Genomic DNA, 14,598 nt, shown 5'->3' with positions numbered 1-14,598 from the left:
GGGGGTGCGGGTCGGCTCGACGCCGAGCACCGTGCGGGCGATCCGCAGCGCCTCGGCCTCGTCGGCGGGCTCCGCCAGGCCGATCTGCAGGCGCGAGGTGCCGACGGAGGCCTTGAGCTCGGCGCCGGTGCCCTCGGCCACGAGCCGCCCGCGGTCGATCACGGCGATCCGGTCGGCCAGCTGGTCCGCCTCGTCGAGGTACTGGGTGGTGAGCAGGACCGTGGACCCGCCGGCGACCAGGCGGCGCACGGTGTCCCACATCTGCAGGCGGGTGCGCGGGTCGAGGCCGGTGGTCGGCTCGTCCAGGAAGATCAGCGGCGGCTGGGCGATGAGCGAGGCGGCCAGGTCGAGGCGCCGGCGCATGCCGCCGGAGAAGTTCTTCAGCGGGCGCGCGGCGGCCTCGGTGAGCCCGAACTCGTCGAGCAGCGCCGCGGACGTGCGGCGGGCGTCGGCGCGGGACAGGCCGAGCAGCCGCCCGAACAGCACGAGGTTCTCGGTGGCGGACAGGCTCTCGTCGACGGACGCGTACTGGCCGGTCACGCCGATCAGCGACCGCACGGCCTGCGCCTCGCGGGCGACGTCCCGGCCGAACACGGTGGCCGTGCCGGCGTCCGGGCGCAGCAGCGTGGCCAGCATGCGGAGGGTGGTGGTCTTGCCGGCGCCGTTCGGGCCGAGGAACCCGTAGACGGACCCGGTCCGGATCTGCAGGTCGACGCCGTCGACCGCGCGGTTGTCGCCGAAGGTCTTGACGAGCCCGCGGGCCTCGACGGCCCACGGGCTGCCGCCGGTGGATGTGGTCATGGTGGTGGTCCTCCCTGGTTGACGCGGACCACCCTGCGCCGGGACGCTCACACGGCGCTCACGTCGCGCTGACACGGGCCGTTTCCGGCGTGTGAACTTTTGCGCGACCCCGTGGCGCGCACCGCCGGGGGCTGCGACAGTACGGACTGGGTCGGACGACCCACACCCCGTCAGCAGCGAGGAGCCCCCCATCAGCAGCCACGCGCGCCCCGTCGCCGTCGTCACCGGCGCGTCCTCCGGCATCGGCGCCGAGTTCGCCCGCCGGTTCGCCGCGCGGGGCTACGACCTGGTCCTGGTCGCCCGGCGGGCCGACCGGCTGGCGGACCTGGCCGCGGCGCTCGAGGCGGCCCACGGCGCACGGTCGACGGTGCTGACCGCGGACCTGACCGACCCGGCGGCGCCCGCCGAGCTGGCCGCCGCGATCGCGGGGCGCGGGCTGCTGGTGGACGCGCTGGTGAACAGCGCCGGCTTCGGCACCTACGGCCCGTTCCACGCCGCCGACCCCGAGCGCGTGGCGGCGGAGGTGCAGGTGAACGTCACCGCGCTCACGCTGCTGTCCCGGCTGCTGCTGCCGGACCTGGTCGCGTCCCGCCGGGGGATCCTGGTCAACGTCGCCAGCACCGCCGCCTACCAGCCCGGCCCGTCGCTCGCGGTGTACGCCGCCACCAAGGCGTACGTGCGCTCGCTGACCGAGGCGGTCTGGCAGGAGCACCGCGGGTCGCGCCTGCGGGTGCTCGCGCTGGCGCCCGGACCGGCGGAGACCGAGTTCTTCGCCGTCGCCGGGTCGGAGCGGTTCCGCGTCGGGCAGGTGCTGCCGGTCCCGCAGATCGTGGACGCGGCGTTCCGCGCGCTCGACCGGCGGGACCCGCCGCCCTCGGTCGTCGCCGGGCTGCGGAACCGGGTCACCGCGGCGCTCGCGGGCGCTCTGCCGCGGCGGCTCGTCCTCGGCGTCGCCGGCCGGCTGACGGGGGGCGAGTGACGTGGCGCGCATGGCGGTCGAGCAGCGGCGGCGCGAGCTCGTGGACGCCGCGGCGCGGGTGATCGCCCGGGACGGCGTGGCAGCGGCGACGACGCGGGCGATCGTGGCCGAGGCCGGGATGTCGCTCGCGAGCCTGCACTACGCGTTCCCGTCGCGGGAGCACCTGCTGGAGGCGGTCATCGCCGACGTCATCGAGCAGGAGCGGCGCACCGCCGAGGCGGGGCTGCTGCCCGTCGCCACCGCCGCGGACCCCGGCTCCGGGGAGCCGCCCCGACTGGAGGACGTGATCGTGGCGGGCCTGGACCGGTACCTCGACCTGCTCGTCGCCCGCCCCGAGCGGGAGCAGGCCCTGTTCGAGCTCGCGCTGCACGCGATGCGGACGCCGGGCCAGCGCGCCGCCCTGGTCGCGCAGTACGACGTCTACCACGAGTCGGCCCGTGCGACGCTGGCCACCGCCGCCCTCGCGGCGCGCAGCCGCTGGACCGTGCCGCTCGACCGGGTCGCGCGGGCGCTGGTCATGTCCACCGAGGGCCTGACGTCGGTCTGGCTCGCGGACCGGGACACCGAGGCCGCCCGCCAGACCGCGCGGTTCGCGGCCCGGGCGCTCGCCGCGCTCGCGGAGCCGGTGCCCGCGGGGACGGTGCCCGCCGGGACGGAGCCCCGGACCGAGGAGGACGCCCGTGCTCACTGAGACCGACCCGCGTGCCGCGGCGTACGTGAACCTCTACGCGGTGCTCGGCACCCTGCCGGAGCTCGTTCGGCGCGTGCCGGAGGCCCGGGCGCTGCTCGCGCTGGACCCGCGCCCGGTCACGGCCGCGTTCGTCGTCCGCGGCGGGCCGCGCGGGGTGCTGGCGTTCCGCGACGGGCAGGTGCGGGTCGTTCCCGACCGCGCGGTCGCGACGGTGGTGCTGCCGTTCCCGGGCCCGACCGCGTTCAACCGCGTCGTCGACGGCACGGCACAGCCCGTCCCGGTCACGGGCCTGCACCGCGCGAGCTTCCTGCTCCGGGTCTTCGCCCCGCTCACCGCGCTGCTCGCCCGGTACCTGCGCCCGTCCGCCGAGGACCTCGCCGACCCGGAGTTCCGCGCCACGAGCACCGCGCTCAGCCTGCACGTCGCCGCCGCCGCGGCCGCCCAGGTCGGCAACGAGGACCGCGCCGGCCGGTTCAGCGCCGCGCACGTCGTGGACGGGGACGTGGCGCTGGAGGTCGACGGCGTGCTCGCGTGGACGCTGCGGGCGCGGGACCACCGCCTGACGTTCGTGGCCGAGCCGTCCCCCCGGCCCCGGGCGGCGCTCACGTTCGCCGACCTCGACGTCGCCGGGGCCCTGCTCGCCGGCCGGGTCAGCGCGCTCGCCTGCATCGGCGACGGCCGGATGGCCATGCGCGGCACCATCTCGATGGTCGACAACGTCAACCGCATCCTGGACCGCGTCGGCCAGTACCTGGGGGAGTGACCATGACCACCACCGCACCGCGGACCCCGACCACCCCGTACACCTACGCCCGCAGCCGGGAGGCCTTCGAGCGCGCCCTGCGGGTCGTGCCGTCCGGCATCTACGGCCACCAGGGCCCCGCGGAGGGCTGCTACGTGCCGACCTCCGCCTACCCGCTGTTCTCGCAGCGGGCCGAGGGCACCCGGTTCTGGGACGTCGACGGCAACGAGTACATCGACTACATGTGCGGCTACGGCCCGAACGTGCTCGGTTACGGCGACCCGGACGTGCGCGCCGCGGCCGACGCGCAGGCCCGGCTGGAGGACGTGGTCACCATCCCCTCGACGGTGATGGTCGACTTCGCCGAGCTGCTGGTCGACACCGTGGCCAGCGCCGACTGGGCCTTCTTCGCGAAGAACGGCGGCGACACCACGACGCTCGCGGTGATGACCGCGCGCGCCGCCACCCGGCGCAAGAAGATCGTGTTCTTCGAGGGCTTCTACCACGGGGTCGCGCCCTGGACGCAGAAGCTCGACCACCCCGGGGTGCTCGAGGAGGACGTCGCGCACGCCCTGTACGCGCCCTGGGACGACCTGGCGGCGCTGGAGCGGCTGCTGTCCGAGCACCGCGGCGAGGTCGCCGGCCTGATCGCCCAGCCCTACATGCACGGCAACTTCGTGGACAACCGGCTGCCGAGCCCGGGGTTCTGGGCGGGCGTGCGCCGGCTGTGCGACGAGCACGGCGTGGTGCTGATCGTGGACGACGTGCGCGCGGGGTTCCGGCTCGACCTGGCCGGGTCGGACCACCACTTCGGGTTCCGGGCCGACCTGATCTGCTTCTGCAAGGCGCTCGCCAACGGCTACAACGTGTCCGCGCTGTGCGGGCGCGACTCGCTCAAGGACGTGGTGAGCAGCCTGACGTACACGGGCTCGTACTGGATGAGCGCGGTGCCGTTCGCCGCGGGCATCGCCACGCTGACCAAGCTCCGCGCGCTCGACGCCCCCGCGCTGTTCGACCGGCTGGGCACCGAGCTCACCACGGGGCTGGTGGCGGCCGCGGCCGACCACGGGATGACCCTCGTGACCTCCGGGGCGCCGGCGCTGTTCTACCTGCGGATCGCCGACGACGACTCGCTGATGCTGCACCAGGAGTGGGTCGCCGAGTGCGTGCGGCGCGGGGTCTTCCTCACCTCGCACCACAACCACTTCCTCAACGCGGCGCTGACCGGTGCCGACATCGCGCGGACCGTGGAGGTCGCGCACGAGGCGTTCGGCGTCGTCCGGGCGCGGCACCCGGAGCTCGGCTAGGCACCACCGGCACCACCCAGCACCACCAGACGGCCCGAGGGCGCGCCGCCGACGACGACGACGACGCGACGACGACGGGCGGGGCGATGGACGGCACGGGCACGGGCGCGCGCACGGCGCGGGTCGCGGTGGGGGCGGCGTACGCCGCGCAGGGCTTCGGCTACGCGACGGTGGTCACCGCGCTGCCGGCGTTCAAGGAGCGGCAGGGCATCGACGACACCGCGGTGTCGCTCGTCGTCCTGCTGGTGTGCGTGGCGGCCGCCGCCGGGTCGGTGGTCGCCGAGCACCTGGCCACCCGGCGCGGCAGCCGGACCGCGCTGCTCGCCGGCCTGGCCGCGCAGGTCGTGGCCCTGCCGGTGGTGGCGGGGTCGACCCCGGCCGTGCCGTTCGTCGCCGGCTTCGCGCTGTACGGCCTCGGGCTCGGGACGGTCGACGCCGCCGCCGGGGTCCAGGGCGTGCTCGTCCAGCGGAGGTACGGGCGGCCGGTGATGTCCGGGTTCTTCGCCTGCTACACCGCGGCGGCGGTCCTGGGCGCGCTGGCGATGTCGGCGCTCGTCGGGGCCGTGGGCGTGCCCGGGGCCGCCTCGGCCCTGGTCGTCGCGGCCGCGGTGCTCGCGGGGGCGGTGCTGCTCGGGCGGTCGCGGCTGGTGCCGGTCGACCTGGCGCTCGCGGCCGGTCCGACCGCGCCGGCAGGCGAGGTCCCCGCCGCGTCCGCGCCGCCGCGGCGGTCGCTGCCCACCCGGGGCATCTGGGTGCTCGGCGTCGTCGTGCTGGCGGCGTTCGTCGCCGACTCCGCCGTCAGCACCTGGAGCACCGTCTACCTGCACGACGTCCTGCTCGCCTCCGCGGCCGCGGCCCCGCTCGGCTACGCCGCGTACCAGGCGGCGGTCCTCGTGACCCGGCTCGCCGGGGACCGCCTCGTCGCCCGGCTCGGTCGCGCCGCGCTCGTCGTGACCGGCGCGGCGGCCGGGACGGCGGGCCTGCTCCTGGTCGCCCTGGTGCCCGCCGTCGGCGTCGCGGTCGCCGGGTTCGCCGTCGTCGGGGTCGCCGTCGGCGTGCTGGTCCCGCTCGCGTTCTCCGCTGCCGGCGACCTGGACCCGGCCCGCACGGACGAGGTGGTGGCGCGCGTGAACCTGTTCACCTACGCCGGCGCGGTGCTCGGCGCGGTGGCCGTCGGCCTGCTCGCCGACGGGCCCGGGCTGGCCCTCGGGTTCCTGCTCCCCGCCGTGCTGGTGGCACCGGTCGCGGGGACGGCGCGGTCGTTCGCCCGGGGCGGTGACGCGGTGGCCCGGGTGGGCGCACACTGAGGCCACCCGAGTCGAGGAGGCCTCCCGTGCTGACCAGCGTGCACCCGTTCCTGTGGTTCGACACCCAGGCCGAGCAGGCCGCCGCGCTCTACACGTCGCTGATCCCGAACTCCTCGGTGACGTCGACCCGCCGGTACCCCGACGGCGCGCCGGACGGGTTCGCGGGGAAGGTGATGTCGGTGTCGTTCGAGCTCGACGGGCTCCCGGTCGAGGCGCTCAACGCCGGCCCGCAGTTCCGGTTCACCGAGGCGTTCTCGTTCTTCGTCTCCGTCGACACCCAGGACGAGGTCGACCGGCTGTGGGACGGCCTGATCGCGGGCGGCGGCGAGCCGTCGCAGTGCGGCTGGCTCAAGGACCCGTACGGCCTGTCCTGGCAGATCGTGCCGCGCGTCCTCGACGAGCTCCTGGGCGACCCGGACCCGGCGCGCGCGCAGCGGGCCATGCAGGCGATGCTCGGGATGCAGAAGCTCGACGTCGCGGCGCTCCGGGCGGCGGCGGACGGCTGACCCCCGCGGCGCGACCTACCCTGGGGCGGTGAGCGACACCGCACCCACCCCCGGCCGGCGCGGACGCGTGACGATGCAGGTGCGGTGGTCGGACGTCGACCTGTTCGCGCACGTCAACAACGCGGCCTACCTCCGGTTCCTCGACGACGCCCGGTTCGCGCTGTTCCCGTCCATGGGCGTCGACCCGGCGGGCCGGCCGACCGACTCCCTGCTCGTCGTCGTCAAGCACGAGATCGAGTACCTGGCGCCCCTGGCGTTCCGGCCGGAGCCCATCGCGGTCGACGTGTGGGTGCCCCGCACCGGCCGGTCGTCGGTCGACTTCGGGTACGAGGTGCTGGACGTCGCGGGCCCGGACGGTGCCGAGCCGGTCGTGTACCTGCGCGCGCGGTCCCGGATGGTGCAGCTCGACCGCGGGACGCACCAGCCCCGGCCGTTCACGCCCGAGGAGCGCGCGGTGTTCGAGACCTACCCGGGCGAGGCGCCGGTCCTGCACGGCTGGTGACGCGCGGGCGCCCCGGACCCCGGGCGAGGTGCCGTCAGGCCGGGGGCGTCATCCCCAGCGCCGCCGCGAGCGTGCGGGTCACGCCGTCGCGGCTGTTCGCCGGCACCACGTACCGCGCCCGCGCCCGCACCTCCGGGTGCGCGTTGTCCATGGCGCAGGACCAGCGGGCCGCGTCCAGCAGCCCCGCGTCGTTGAGGTAGTCGCCGAACGCCATCGTCTGCTCCGGCGTGACGCCGAGCCGCTCCTGGACGCGGCGCAGCGCGTGCCCCTTGTCGGCCGCGGGGCTCATCACGTCGATCCAGTGCTGCCCCGACACCACGACGCGGAGCCGCTCGGCGAGGTCGTCGAACGCCGGCGCCGTCACCTCCTCGACGGAGCCGAAGTCGAAGACCGCGATCTTGAGCACCACGTCGTCGACCGTGGTCACGTCGTCCACCTCCTGCAGCCGCGCGTAGTGCCGCCGGGCGTGCTCGGCGAACGCGTCGCCCACCCGCTCGATCGACGCGGCGCGCTGTCCGCACAGCACCAGGCCCACGTCGACGCCGCGGTCGGCGAGCGCACGCACCCGGCCCACGACCTCCGGCACCACCTCCGCCGGCAGCGGGTCCGTCGAGAGCGTCTGCTCGTGCTGCACGACGTAGGAGCCGTTCTCGGCGATGAACACCATGTCGTCGCCGCGCGGCCCGAACAGCTCGCGCAGGTTCGCGTACTGCCGCCCGCTCGCCGGGGCGAACGCGATCCCGCGCCGCTCCAGCTCGTCCAGCACCGGCCAGAACGTGTCCGGCACCCGGCCCTGGGGGTCCAGCAGCGAGCCGTCCATGTCGGAGACGACGAGGCGCACCTGGTCGACGTCGGGCAGCGCGGGCGGGTCGAGGACGGGCTCGGTGGCGGTCGTGACGGGCATGCGCCCAGTCTCGCAGCCGTCCCGCGGTGGTCCGTCCGGGTGACGCGCTGCTCAGCGGACGCACAGCGCGGTCACGGCGGTGGGCCGCGCGGGATACGGTCGTCGCGCACCGAGTCGCGCCGCGCGGCCGGCGCGCAGGGGGCAGCGGCGTCGTGCCGCCCCCGTGCCGCGCCGTCGGCGGGCGGCTCCCCACGACCGAGGAGTCCTCCCATGCGCGTCACGCGCGGCATCGCCGCCCTGTCCCTGACGGCCGTCGCCGTCCTGGGCCTGTCCGCCTGCACCTCCGACTCCGGCGAGAAGGCCGACAAGCCCGCCGCCGGCGCGGAGGCGTCGGCCCCGGCCGAGGAGGTCGCCGAGGTCGAGTCCGACTTCGACCTGACCAAGGACGACTTCGTCGAGCGGGTGACCGCCGCGGCGCAGGCGGCCGGCACCGTGACGATGGACATGTCGACCGCGGGCTCGGGCGTCACGCAGACGGCGACCGGCGTCATCCGGTACACCGACGGCGCGCAGGACCTCGCCATGACCATGGAGGTGCCGGGCTCGGGCACCATCGACTTCAAGATGGTCGGCGGCGTCGTCTACATGCAGATGCCGGAGCTCACCGGCGACAAGTACCTCCAGATCGACCCGAACGACACCAGCAACCCGCTGGCCGAGTCGTTCGCGGGCATGGAGGGCCAGTTCGACCCGACCGGCACGCTCGCCGGGCTGGAGGACGCCGTCATCTCGTTCGAGAAGGTCGGCGAGCCGCAGGAGGTCGGCGGCGCCCTGGCCCAGGAGTACGCCGTCGTCATCGACTCGTCCGCCCTGTCCGACCCGGCCGTCGCCGAGGAGCTCGCCGCCGCCGGCACCTCGCTCCCGCCGGAGCTCACCTACAGCTACTGGATCGACGCCGACGACCAGATGCGCCGCGTGACCACCGAGGTCGCCGGGGTCAGCACCGACGTGACGTTCTCCGGCTGGGGCGAGCCCGTCGAGATCGTCGCGCCGACCCCGGACCAGATCGCGGACATGAGCAGCCTCGGCTTCTGAGGCGACCCGCGCCGCACCCCGGCCCACGCCGTCCGGCCCCGCACCCCTCGACCGGGGGTGCGGGGCCGGATCGCGTCGGGGGCGCCGCGCCCCCGGTATGTGAGCGACGCCTCGGGGCGTTCGCCCGGCCGATCCGCTCATCGCGCCCGCACCGGCGTCGATCCGGTGGGCGGCAGGGTCCCGGGGGAGAAGAGGTCGGCGATGAGTGCGGTGGCGAACGGGCGGAACCGGTGGAGCGGGCTCCGGGCGAAGGTCCTCGGGGTGGCGGCGATCGGCGTGGTGACGGCCGTGGTGGCCGGCGCGGGGTCGCAGGTGTTCCTGGGCCGGGTCTCGGCCGCGAACGAGCGGCTGGCCGGGCTGCAGGAGGTGTCGACCGAGGTCGGCGAGGTCCGGACGATGAACGCCGACGTGTCCGGCTGGCAGGTGGCGTACGCGTGGGACACCCGCCGGATCGGCGGCCCGGAGGCGGTCGCGGCCGACAGCCCGAACCGCGCCGGGTACCTGGACTCCGTCGAGCGGCTGCGGTCCGCCCTCGACGCGGTCGACGTCGACGGGCTGACGGCGGACGAGGCGGCGACGTTCGACCAGATCGCCGCGCTGTGGGAGGACTTCTTCGCGGTCGACGACCAGGTGGTGGCCGCGTACCAGGCGGGCACGCCCGAGGCGCTGGACGCCGGGGACGCGCTCGTGACCGGTGACGGCTACGACGTGTACTACGCGATCGGCGACGCGACCACGGCGCTGCTGGACTCCCTCGGGGAGCGCACGGTCCGGGCGACCGAGGACGCGGCCTCCGCGGCCGCGACGGGCCGCGTCGTGACCGGCGTCCTCCTGGTGGCGGGCGTGGTCGCGGCGCTGCTCGCCGGCCTCCGGGTGTCCGGCAGCATGGCCCGCGCGGCGTCGGGCGTCCGGGCGTCGGTCGAGGCGATGGCGACCGGCGACCTGACCCGGGAGCCGGGCGTGCGGTCGCGCGACGAGCTCGGCGAGATGGCCACCGCGCTGAGCGCGGCGCAGACCAGCCTGCGCGCGACGATGGCCGGGGTCGTCGAGACCTCGCAGGCGGTGGCGGCCGCGGCGGAGGAGCTGTCGGCGGCGTCGTCGCAGGTCGCGTCCGGCTCCGACGAGACCTCGGCGCAGGCGGGCGTGGTCGCCGCCGCGGCGGAGCAGGTGTCCCGGAACGTGCAGACCGTGGCGGCCGGCGCCGAGGAGATGGGGGCCTCCATCCGGGAGATCGCCCAGAACGCGTCCCAGGCCGCTCGGGTCGCGGGCCAGGCCACCGACGCGGCGGCGGTGACGAACGAGCAGGTCGCGCGGCTCGGGGCGTCGTCGCAGGAGATCGGCAACGTCGTCAAGGTCATCACCAGCATCGCCGAGCAGACCAACCTGCTCGCCCTGAACGCCACCATCGAGGCCGCCCGCGCCGGGGAGGCCGGCAAGGGCTTCGCGGTCGTGGCCGGCGAGGTCAAGGAGCTCGCCCAGGAGACGGCCAAGGCGACCGAGGACATCGCGCGCCGCGTCGAGGCCATCCAGGGCGACACCGCCGGGGCGGTGGCCGCGATCGGCGAGATCTCCGAGATCGTCGCCAGCATCAACGACTACCAGCTGACCATCGCCTCGGCCGTCGAGGAGCAGACCGCCACCACCACCGAGATGTCCCGGTCGGTGGCCGAGGCGGCCACGGGGTCGGGCGAGATCGCGGTGAACATCACGGGGGTGGCGTCGGCGACCGCCACGTCCTCCCAGACGCTCGGGCAGATGGGCGACGCGATCCACGAGCTCGCGCGGATGTCCGAGGACCTGCGCGGCCGGGTCGCCCGCTTCACCTACTGAGGGGCGGTCGCCGCCGCCCCGGCCCGCCGCCGGGGGCCGCCCGTCACGCCAGGGGCGAACACGGGACGCCCGACGCACCCCCCGCCGTTAGCATCGAACAACGCCGCCTCGCCGTGCGTGGGAGACCGGGCCGCAGAGCCCGACCGCGCCGGCGAGCACGCCGCTCGTGAGGAGTGCACATGTTCGAGAGATTCACGGACCGAGCCCGTCGCGTGGTCGTCCTCGCCCAGGAAGAGGCGCGGATGCTCAACCACAACTACATCGGCACCGAGCACATCCTCCTGGGTCTGATCCACGAGGGGGAGGGTGTCGCGGCCAAGGCGCTCGAGTCGCTGAACATCTCGCTCGACGCGGTGCGCGCCCAGGTGCAGGAGATCATCGGCGAGGGCCAGCAGGCCCCGAGCGGGCACATCCCGTTCACGCCGCGTGCCAAGAAGGTGCTGGAGCTGTCGCTGCGCGAGGCGCTGCAGCTCGGCCACAACTACATCGGGACCGAGCACATCCTGCTCGGCCTCATCCGTGAGGGCGAGGGCGTCGCGGCCCAGGTGCTCGGCAAGCTCGGCGCCGACCTGAACCGCGTCCGCCAGCAGGTCATCCAGCTGCTCTCCGGCTACCAGGGCAAGGAGCCCGTGGCGGCCGGCGGCCCGCAGGAGGGCCAGCCCTCCGGCTCCGCCGTCCTCGACCAGTTCGGCCGCAACCTGACGCAGGCCGCGCGCGAGGGCAAGCTCGACCCGGTCATCGGGCGCGAGAAGGAGATCGAGCGGGTCATGCAGGTGCTGTCCCGCCGCACCAAGAACAACCCGGTGCTGATCGGCGAGCCCGGCGTCGGCAAGACCGCCGTCGTCGAGGGCCTGGCCCAGGACATCGTCCGGGGCGACGTGCCGGAGACGCTGAAGGACAAGCAGCTCTACACGCTGGACCTCGGCGCCCTGGTCGCCGGCTCCCGGTACCGCGGTGACTTCGAGGAGCGCCTGAAGAAGGTCCTCAAGGAGATCCGCACCCGCGGCGACATCATCCTGTTCATCGACGAGATCCACACCCTCGTGGGTGCGGGTGCCGCCGAGGGCGCGATCGACGCCGCGAGCATCCTCAAGCCGATGCTGGCCCGCGGCGAGCTGCAGACCGTCGGCGCGACGACCCTGGACGAGTACCGCAAGTACGTGGAGAAGGACCCGGCCCTCGAGCGCCGGTTCCAGCCCATCCAGGTCTCCGAGCCGAACCTGCAGCACGCCATCGAGATCCTCAAGGGCCTGCGCGACCGGTACGAGGCGCACCACCGCGTCTCGATCACCGACGGCGCCCTGGTGGCCGCCGCGACCCTGGCCGACCGGTACGTCAACGACCGGTTCCTGCCGGACAAGGCGATCGACCTGGTCGACGAGGCGGGCGCCCGCCTGCGGATCCGCCGCATGACGGCCCCGCCGGAGCTGCGCGAGCTCGACGAGCAGATCTCGGACACGCGCCGCGACAAGGAGTCCGCGATCGACGAGCAGGACTTCGAGAAGGCCGCGCGCCTGCGCGACCAGGAGAAGCAGCTCGGCCTCAAGCGCCAGGAGAAGGAGAAGGCCTGGAAGTCGGGCGACCTGGACGCGGTCGCCGAGGTCGACGAGGAGCTCATCGCCGAGGTGCTGGCGCTGGCCACCGGCATCCCGGTGTTCAAGCTCACCGAGGAGGAGTCCAGCCGGCTGCTCAAGATGGAGGACGAGCTGCACAAGCGGGTCGTCGGCCAGGAGGCGGCCATCAAGGCGCTCTCCCAGGCCATCCGCCGCACGCGTGCGGGTCTGAAGGACCCGAAGCGCCCCGGTGGGTCGTTCATCTTCGCCGGCCCCACCGGCGTCGGGAAGACCGAGCTGGCCAAGGCGCTCGCCGAGTTCCTGTTCGGGGACGAGGACGCGCTGATCCAGCTCGACATGTCCGAGTTCTCGGAGAAGCACACCGTCTCGCGGCTGTTCGGCTCGCCCCCCGGCTACGTCGGGTACGACGAGGGCGGCCAGCTCACGGAGAAGGTGCGGCGTCGTCCGTTCTCGGTCGTGCTGTTCGACGAGGTCGAGAAGGCGCACGCGGACATCTTCAACTCGCTGCTGCAGATCCTCGAGGACGGTCGCCTGACCGACTCGCAGGGCCGGGTGGTCGACTTCAAGAACACCGTGATCATCATGACCACCAACCTCGGCACCCGGGACATCGCCAAGGGCGTGCAGACCGGCTTCCAGGCCGGCGGCGACCTGTCGACGTCGTACGAGCGCATGAAGGCCAAGGTCAACGACGAGCTCAAGACGCACTTCCGTCCGGAGTTCCTCAACCGCGTCGACGACGTGGTCGTGTTCCCGCAGCTCTCGCAGCCGGAGATCTTCGCGATCGTCGACCTGATGATCGCCAAGCTCGACGCCCGCCTGCGGGACAAGGACATGGGCATCGAGCTCACCGAGGCGGCCAAGAAGCTGCTCTCGGAGAAGGGCTACGACCCGGTCCTGGGCGCCCGGCCGCTGCGCCGCGCGATCCAGCGGGAGATCGAGGACGCGCTGTCCGAGAAGATCCTGTTCGGCGAGCTGCACGCGGGCCAGCAGGTGGTCGTGGACGCGCACGGCGAGGGCATCCTCGGCGAGTTCGTGTTCCGCGGCGAGGCGCGCGGTCCCCGCTCGAAGGAGCCGGTGGGCGCGGGCGTCCGCACGGCCGGGACGCCGGGCTCCGGCACGGACGTCCCGCCGGCGCCGCCGATCGCGTCGTCCGGTGACGGCGGCACGGGCCTCCTGCCCGCCTGACGCACCGACCCACGGCAGGGCCGGGTCGCACCCCAGGGTGCGGCCCGGCCCTTCGTGCGTCCCGGGGCAGACGGCCTGCGGGGGGTGCCCGGACGGGTGACCGGGGCGGGTGGTCCCCCGGAGCGGTTCACCCGCTCGCAGGCCCCTGACCTGGGTGCCTGCACCCACCGGTCCCGGAGGGGCCTGGAGGAATACGCCTACCGTGGCTGGCATGCCGGGACAGGTGACGCTCAGCGACGTGGCCCGGGAGGCGGGCGTCTCCCTGGCGACCGCGTCGCGCGCGCTGAACGGCTCCGCGAACCGCACCGTCGGCGAGGACCTGCGCAAGCGGGTGCAGGCCGCCGCCGCCCGCCTGCGGTACTCCCCGGACGGCATCGCGCAGGCCATGGCCCGCGGCCGCACGACGTCGCTCGGGCTCGTCGTCCCCGACATCGCCGACCCGTACTACGCCGCGATCACCGCCGGCGTCGCCGAGGCCGCCGACCTGGCCGGGCTCACCCTGACCCTCGCGTCCACCGGCGGGGACGCCGCCCGCGAGGTCGAGATCGTCCGGCAGCTGGAGCGCCAGCGGGCGCGCGGCGTCGTCCTCGCGGGCGGCCGCGCCGGGGCCGACGGCGACGAGCCCGTCCGGGCCGCGTTGGAGTCGTTCCGCGGCATCGGCGGGTCCGTGGCCGCGGTCGGCGGCGACGCCCTGGGCGTGAACAGCGTCGTGCTGGCCCACCGCGACGGCGCCGCCGACCTCGCACGCGCCCTGCACGAGCGCGGCTACCGGCGGTTCGCCGTCCTCGGCGGACCCGAGGACCACGCCGCGACGGCCGAGCGCCGCGACGGGTTCCTGGACGCGCTGACCGCGCTCGGGGCACCCGTCCCGGCGGCGCGGGTGCTGTCCGCCGCCGCCACCCGCGACGGCGGGCACGAGGCGATGACCCGGCTGCTCGCGGCCGGGCTCGACGAGGTGGACGCCGTGTTCGCGGTCACCGACACGATGGCCGCCGGGGCCCTCGCCGCCGCGCACGCCGCCGGGGTCCGGGTGCCGGACGACGTCGCGCTCGCCGGGTTCGACGGGGTCGAGGTGCTCCAGGACGTGCTGCCCGGGCTGACCACGGTCCGGCTGCCGCTCGCCCGGATCGGGCAGGAGGTCACGCGGCTCGCTCTGCGCCCGGCCGCCGCCGAGGCCGAGCTGGTGCCGGTGGCGGGCGAGGTGGTCCTGCGCGGCTCGACCCCGGGGCTGC

At 75.0% G+C, this 14,598-nt stretch carries 13 protein-coding genes; 11 read left to right on the top strand and 2 right to left on the bottom strand.

From position 1 onward, the window contains the following. Nucleotides 1–801: ATP-binding cassette domain-containing protein (locus G6556_RS10380; protein WP_166941018.1), on the bottom strand; the 801-nt coding region annotated here is incomplete at its 3' end. A gap of 91 nt (nucleotides 802–892) precedes the next feature. Between G6556_RS10380 and G6556_RS10375 the strand changes: the two genes are divergently transcribed. From G6556_RS10375 to G6556_RS10345, 7 genes are all read left to right on the top strand, one after another. After that, nucleotides 893–1,780, top strand: coding sequence for an SDR family NAD(P)-dependent oxidoreductase (locus G6556_RS10375; RefSeq protein WP_346774827.1), 888 nt, complete (start codon nucleotides 893–895; stop codon nucleotides 1,778–1,780). 10 nt (nucleotides 1,781–1,790) lie between these two features. Next, entirely contained in the window at nucleotides 1,791–2,471 is a 681-nt protein-coding gene (locus G6556_RS10370) for a TetR/AcrR family transcriptional regulator (protein WP_166941016.1), read from the top strand. Next, nucleotides 2,461–3,234, top strand: coding sequence for a hypothetical protein (locus G6556_RS10365; RefSeq protein ID WP_166941014.1), 774 nt, complete (start codon nucleotides 2,461–2,463; stop codon nucleotides 3,232–3,234). The genes G6556_RS10370 and G6556_RS10365 overlap by 11 nt, the downstream gene beginning before the upstream one ends. 2 nt (nucleotides 3,235–3,236) lie before the next feature. After that, nucleotides 3,237–4,520, top strand: a complete 1,284-nt coding sequence (locus G6556_RS10360) for an aminotransferase class III-fold pyridoxal phosphate-dependent enzyme (RefSeq protein WP_166941012.1) — start codon at nucleotides 3,237–3,239, stop codon at nucleotides 4,518–4,520. An 86-nt stretch (nucleotides 4,521–4,606) separates the two neighbouring features. Then, complete coding sequence (locus tag G6556_RS10355) at nucleotides 4,607–5,827, top strand: MFS transporter (protein WP_166941010.1); 1,221 nt, start codon at nucleotides 4,607–4,609, stop codon at nucleotides 5,825–5,827. 29 nt (nucleotides 5,828–5,856) lie between these two features. Then, complete coding sequence (locus tag G6556_RS10350) at nucleotides 5,857–6,333, top strand: VOC family protein (protein ID WP_166941022.1); 477 nt, start codon at nucleotides 5,857–5,859, stop codon at nucleotides 6,331–6,333. Between the two features lie 28 nt (nucleotides 6,334–6,361). After that, nucleotides 6,362–6,835, top strand: coding sequence for a thioesterase family protein (locus G6556_RS10345; RefSeq protein WP_346774826.1), 474 nt, complete (start codon nucleotides 6,362–6,364; stop codon nucleotides 6,833–6,835). Between the two features lie 34 nt (nucleotides 6,836–6,869). Here the strand turns inward: G6556_RS10345 and G6556_RS10340 are convergent, their stop codons facing one another. Then, a complete protein-coding gene (locus G6556_RS10340; RefSeq protein WP_166941008.1) occupies nucleotides 6,870–7,739 on the bottom strand; it encodes a Cof-type HAD-IIB family hydrolase in 870 nt (289 codons plus the stop codon). A gap of 210 nt (nucleotides 7,740–7,949) precedes the next feature. Here G6556_RS10340 and G6556_RS10335 point away from each other — a divergent pair, with 210 nt between their 5' ends. The 4 genes from G6556_RS10335 to G6556_RS10320 all read left to right on the top strand — a co-directional run. Beyond that, entirely contained in the window at nucleotides 7,950–8,774 is an 825-nt protein-coding gene (locus G6556_RS10335) for a hypothetical protein (protein WP_166941006.1), read from the top strand. 201 nt (nucleotides 8,775–8,975) lie between these two features. Further along, nucleotides 8,976–10,604: a methyl-accepting chemotaxis protein gene (locus G6556_RS10330; RefSeq protein ID WP_166941004.1), complete on the top strand. Its 1,629-nt coding sequence runs from the start codon at nucleotides 8,976–8,978 to the stop codon at nucleotides 10,602–10,604. A 179-nt stretch (nucleotides 10,605–10,783) separates the two neighbouring features. Beyond that, nucleotides 10,784–13,366, top strand: a complete 2,583-nt coding sequence (locus G6556_RS10325; RefSeq protein ID WP_166941002.1) for an ATP-dependent Clp protease ATP-binding subunit — start codon at nucleotides 10,784–10,786, stop codon at nucleotides 13,364–13,366. Nucleotides 13,367–13,577: 211 nt separating this feature from the next. Further along, nucleotides 13,578–14,598, top strand: a 1,021-nt coding sequence (locus G6556_RS10320; protein WP_166941000.1) for a LacI family DNA-binding transcriptional regulator, incomplete at its 3' end; no start/stop codon positions are given.

Origin of the sequence: Cellulomonas sp. IC4_254, assembly GCF_011603975.1 — a bacterium.
Lineage (GTDB): Bacteria > Actinomycetota > Actinomycetes > Actinomycetales > Cellulomonadaceae > Cellulomonas.
The sequence above is the reverse complement of the archived record's forward strand: the minus strand, read 5'-3'. Positions and strand labels throughout refer to the sequence as shown.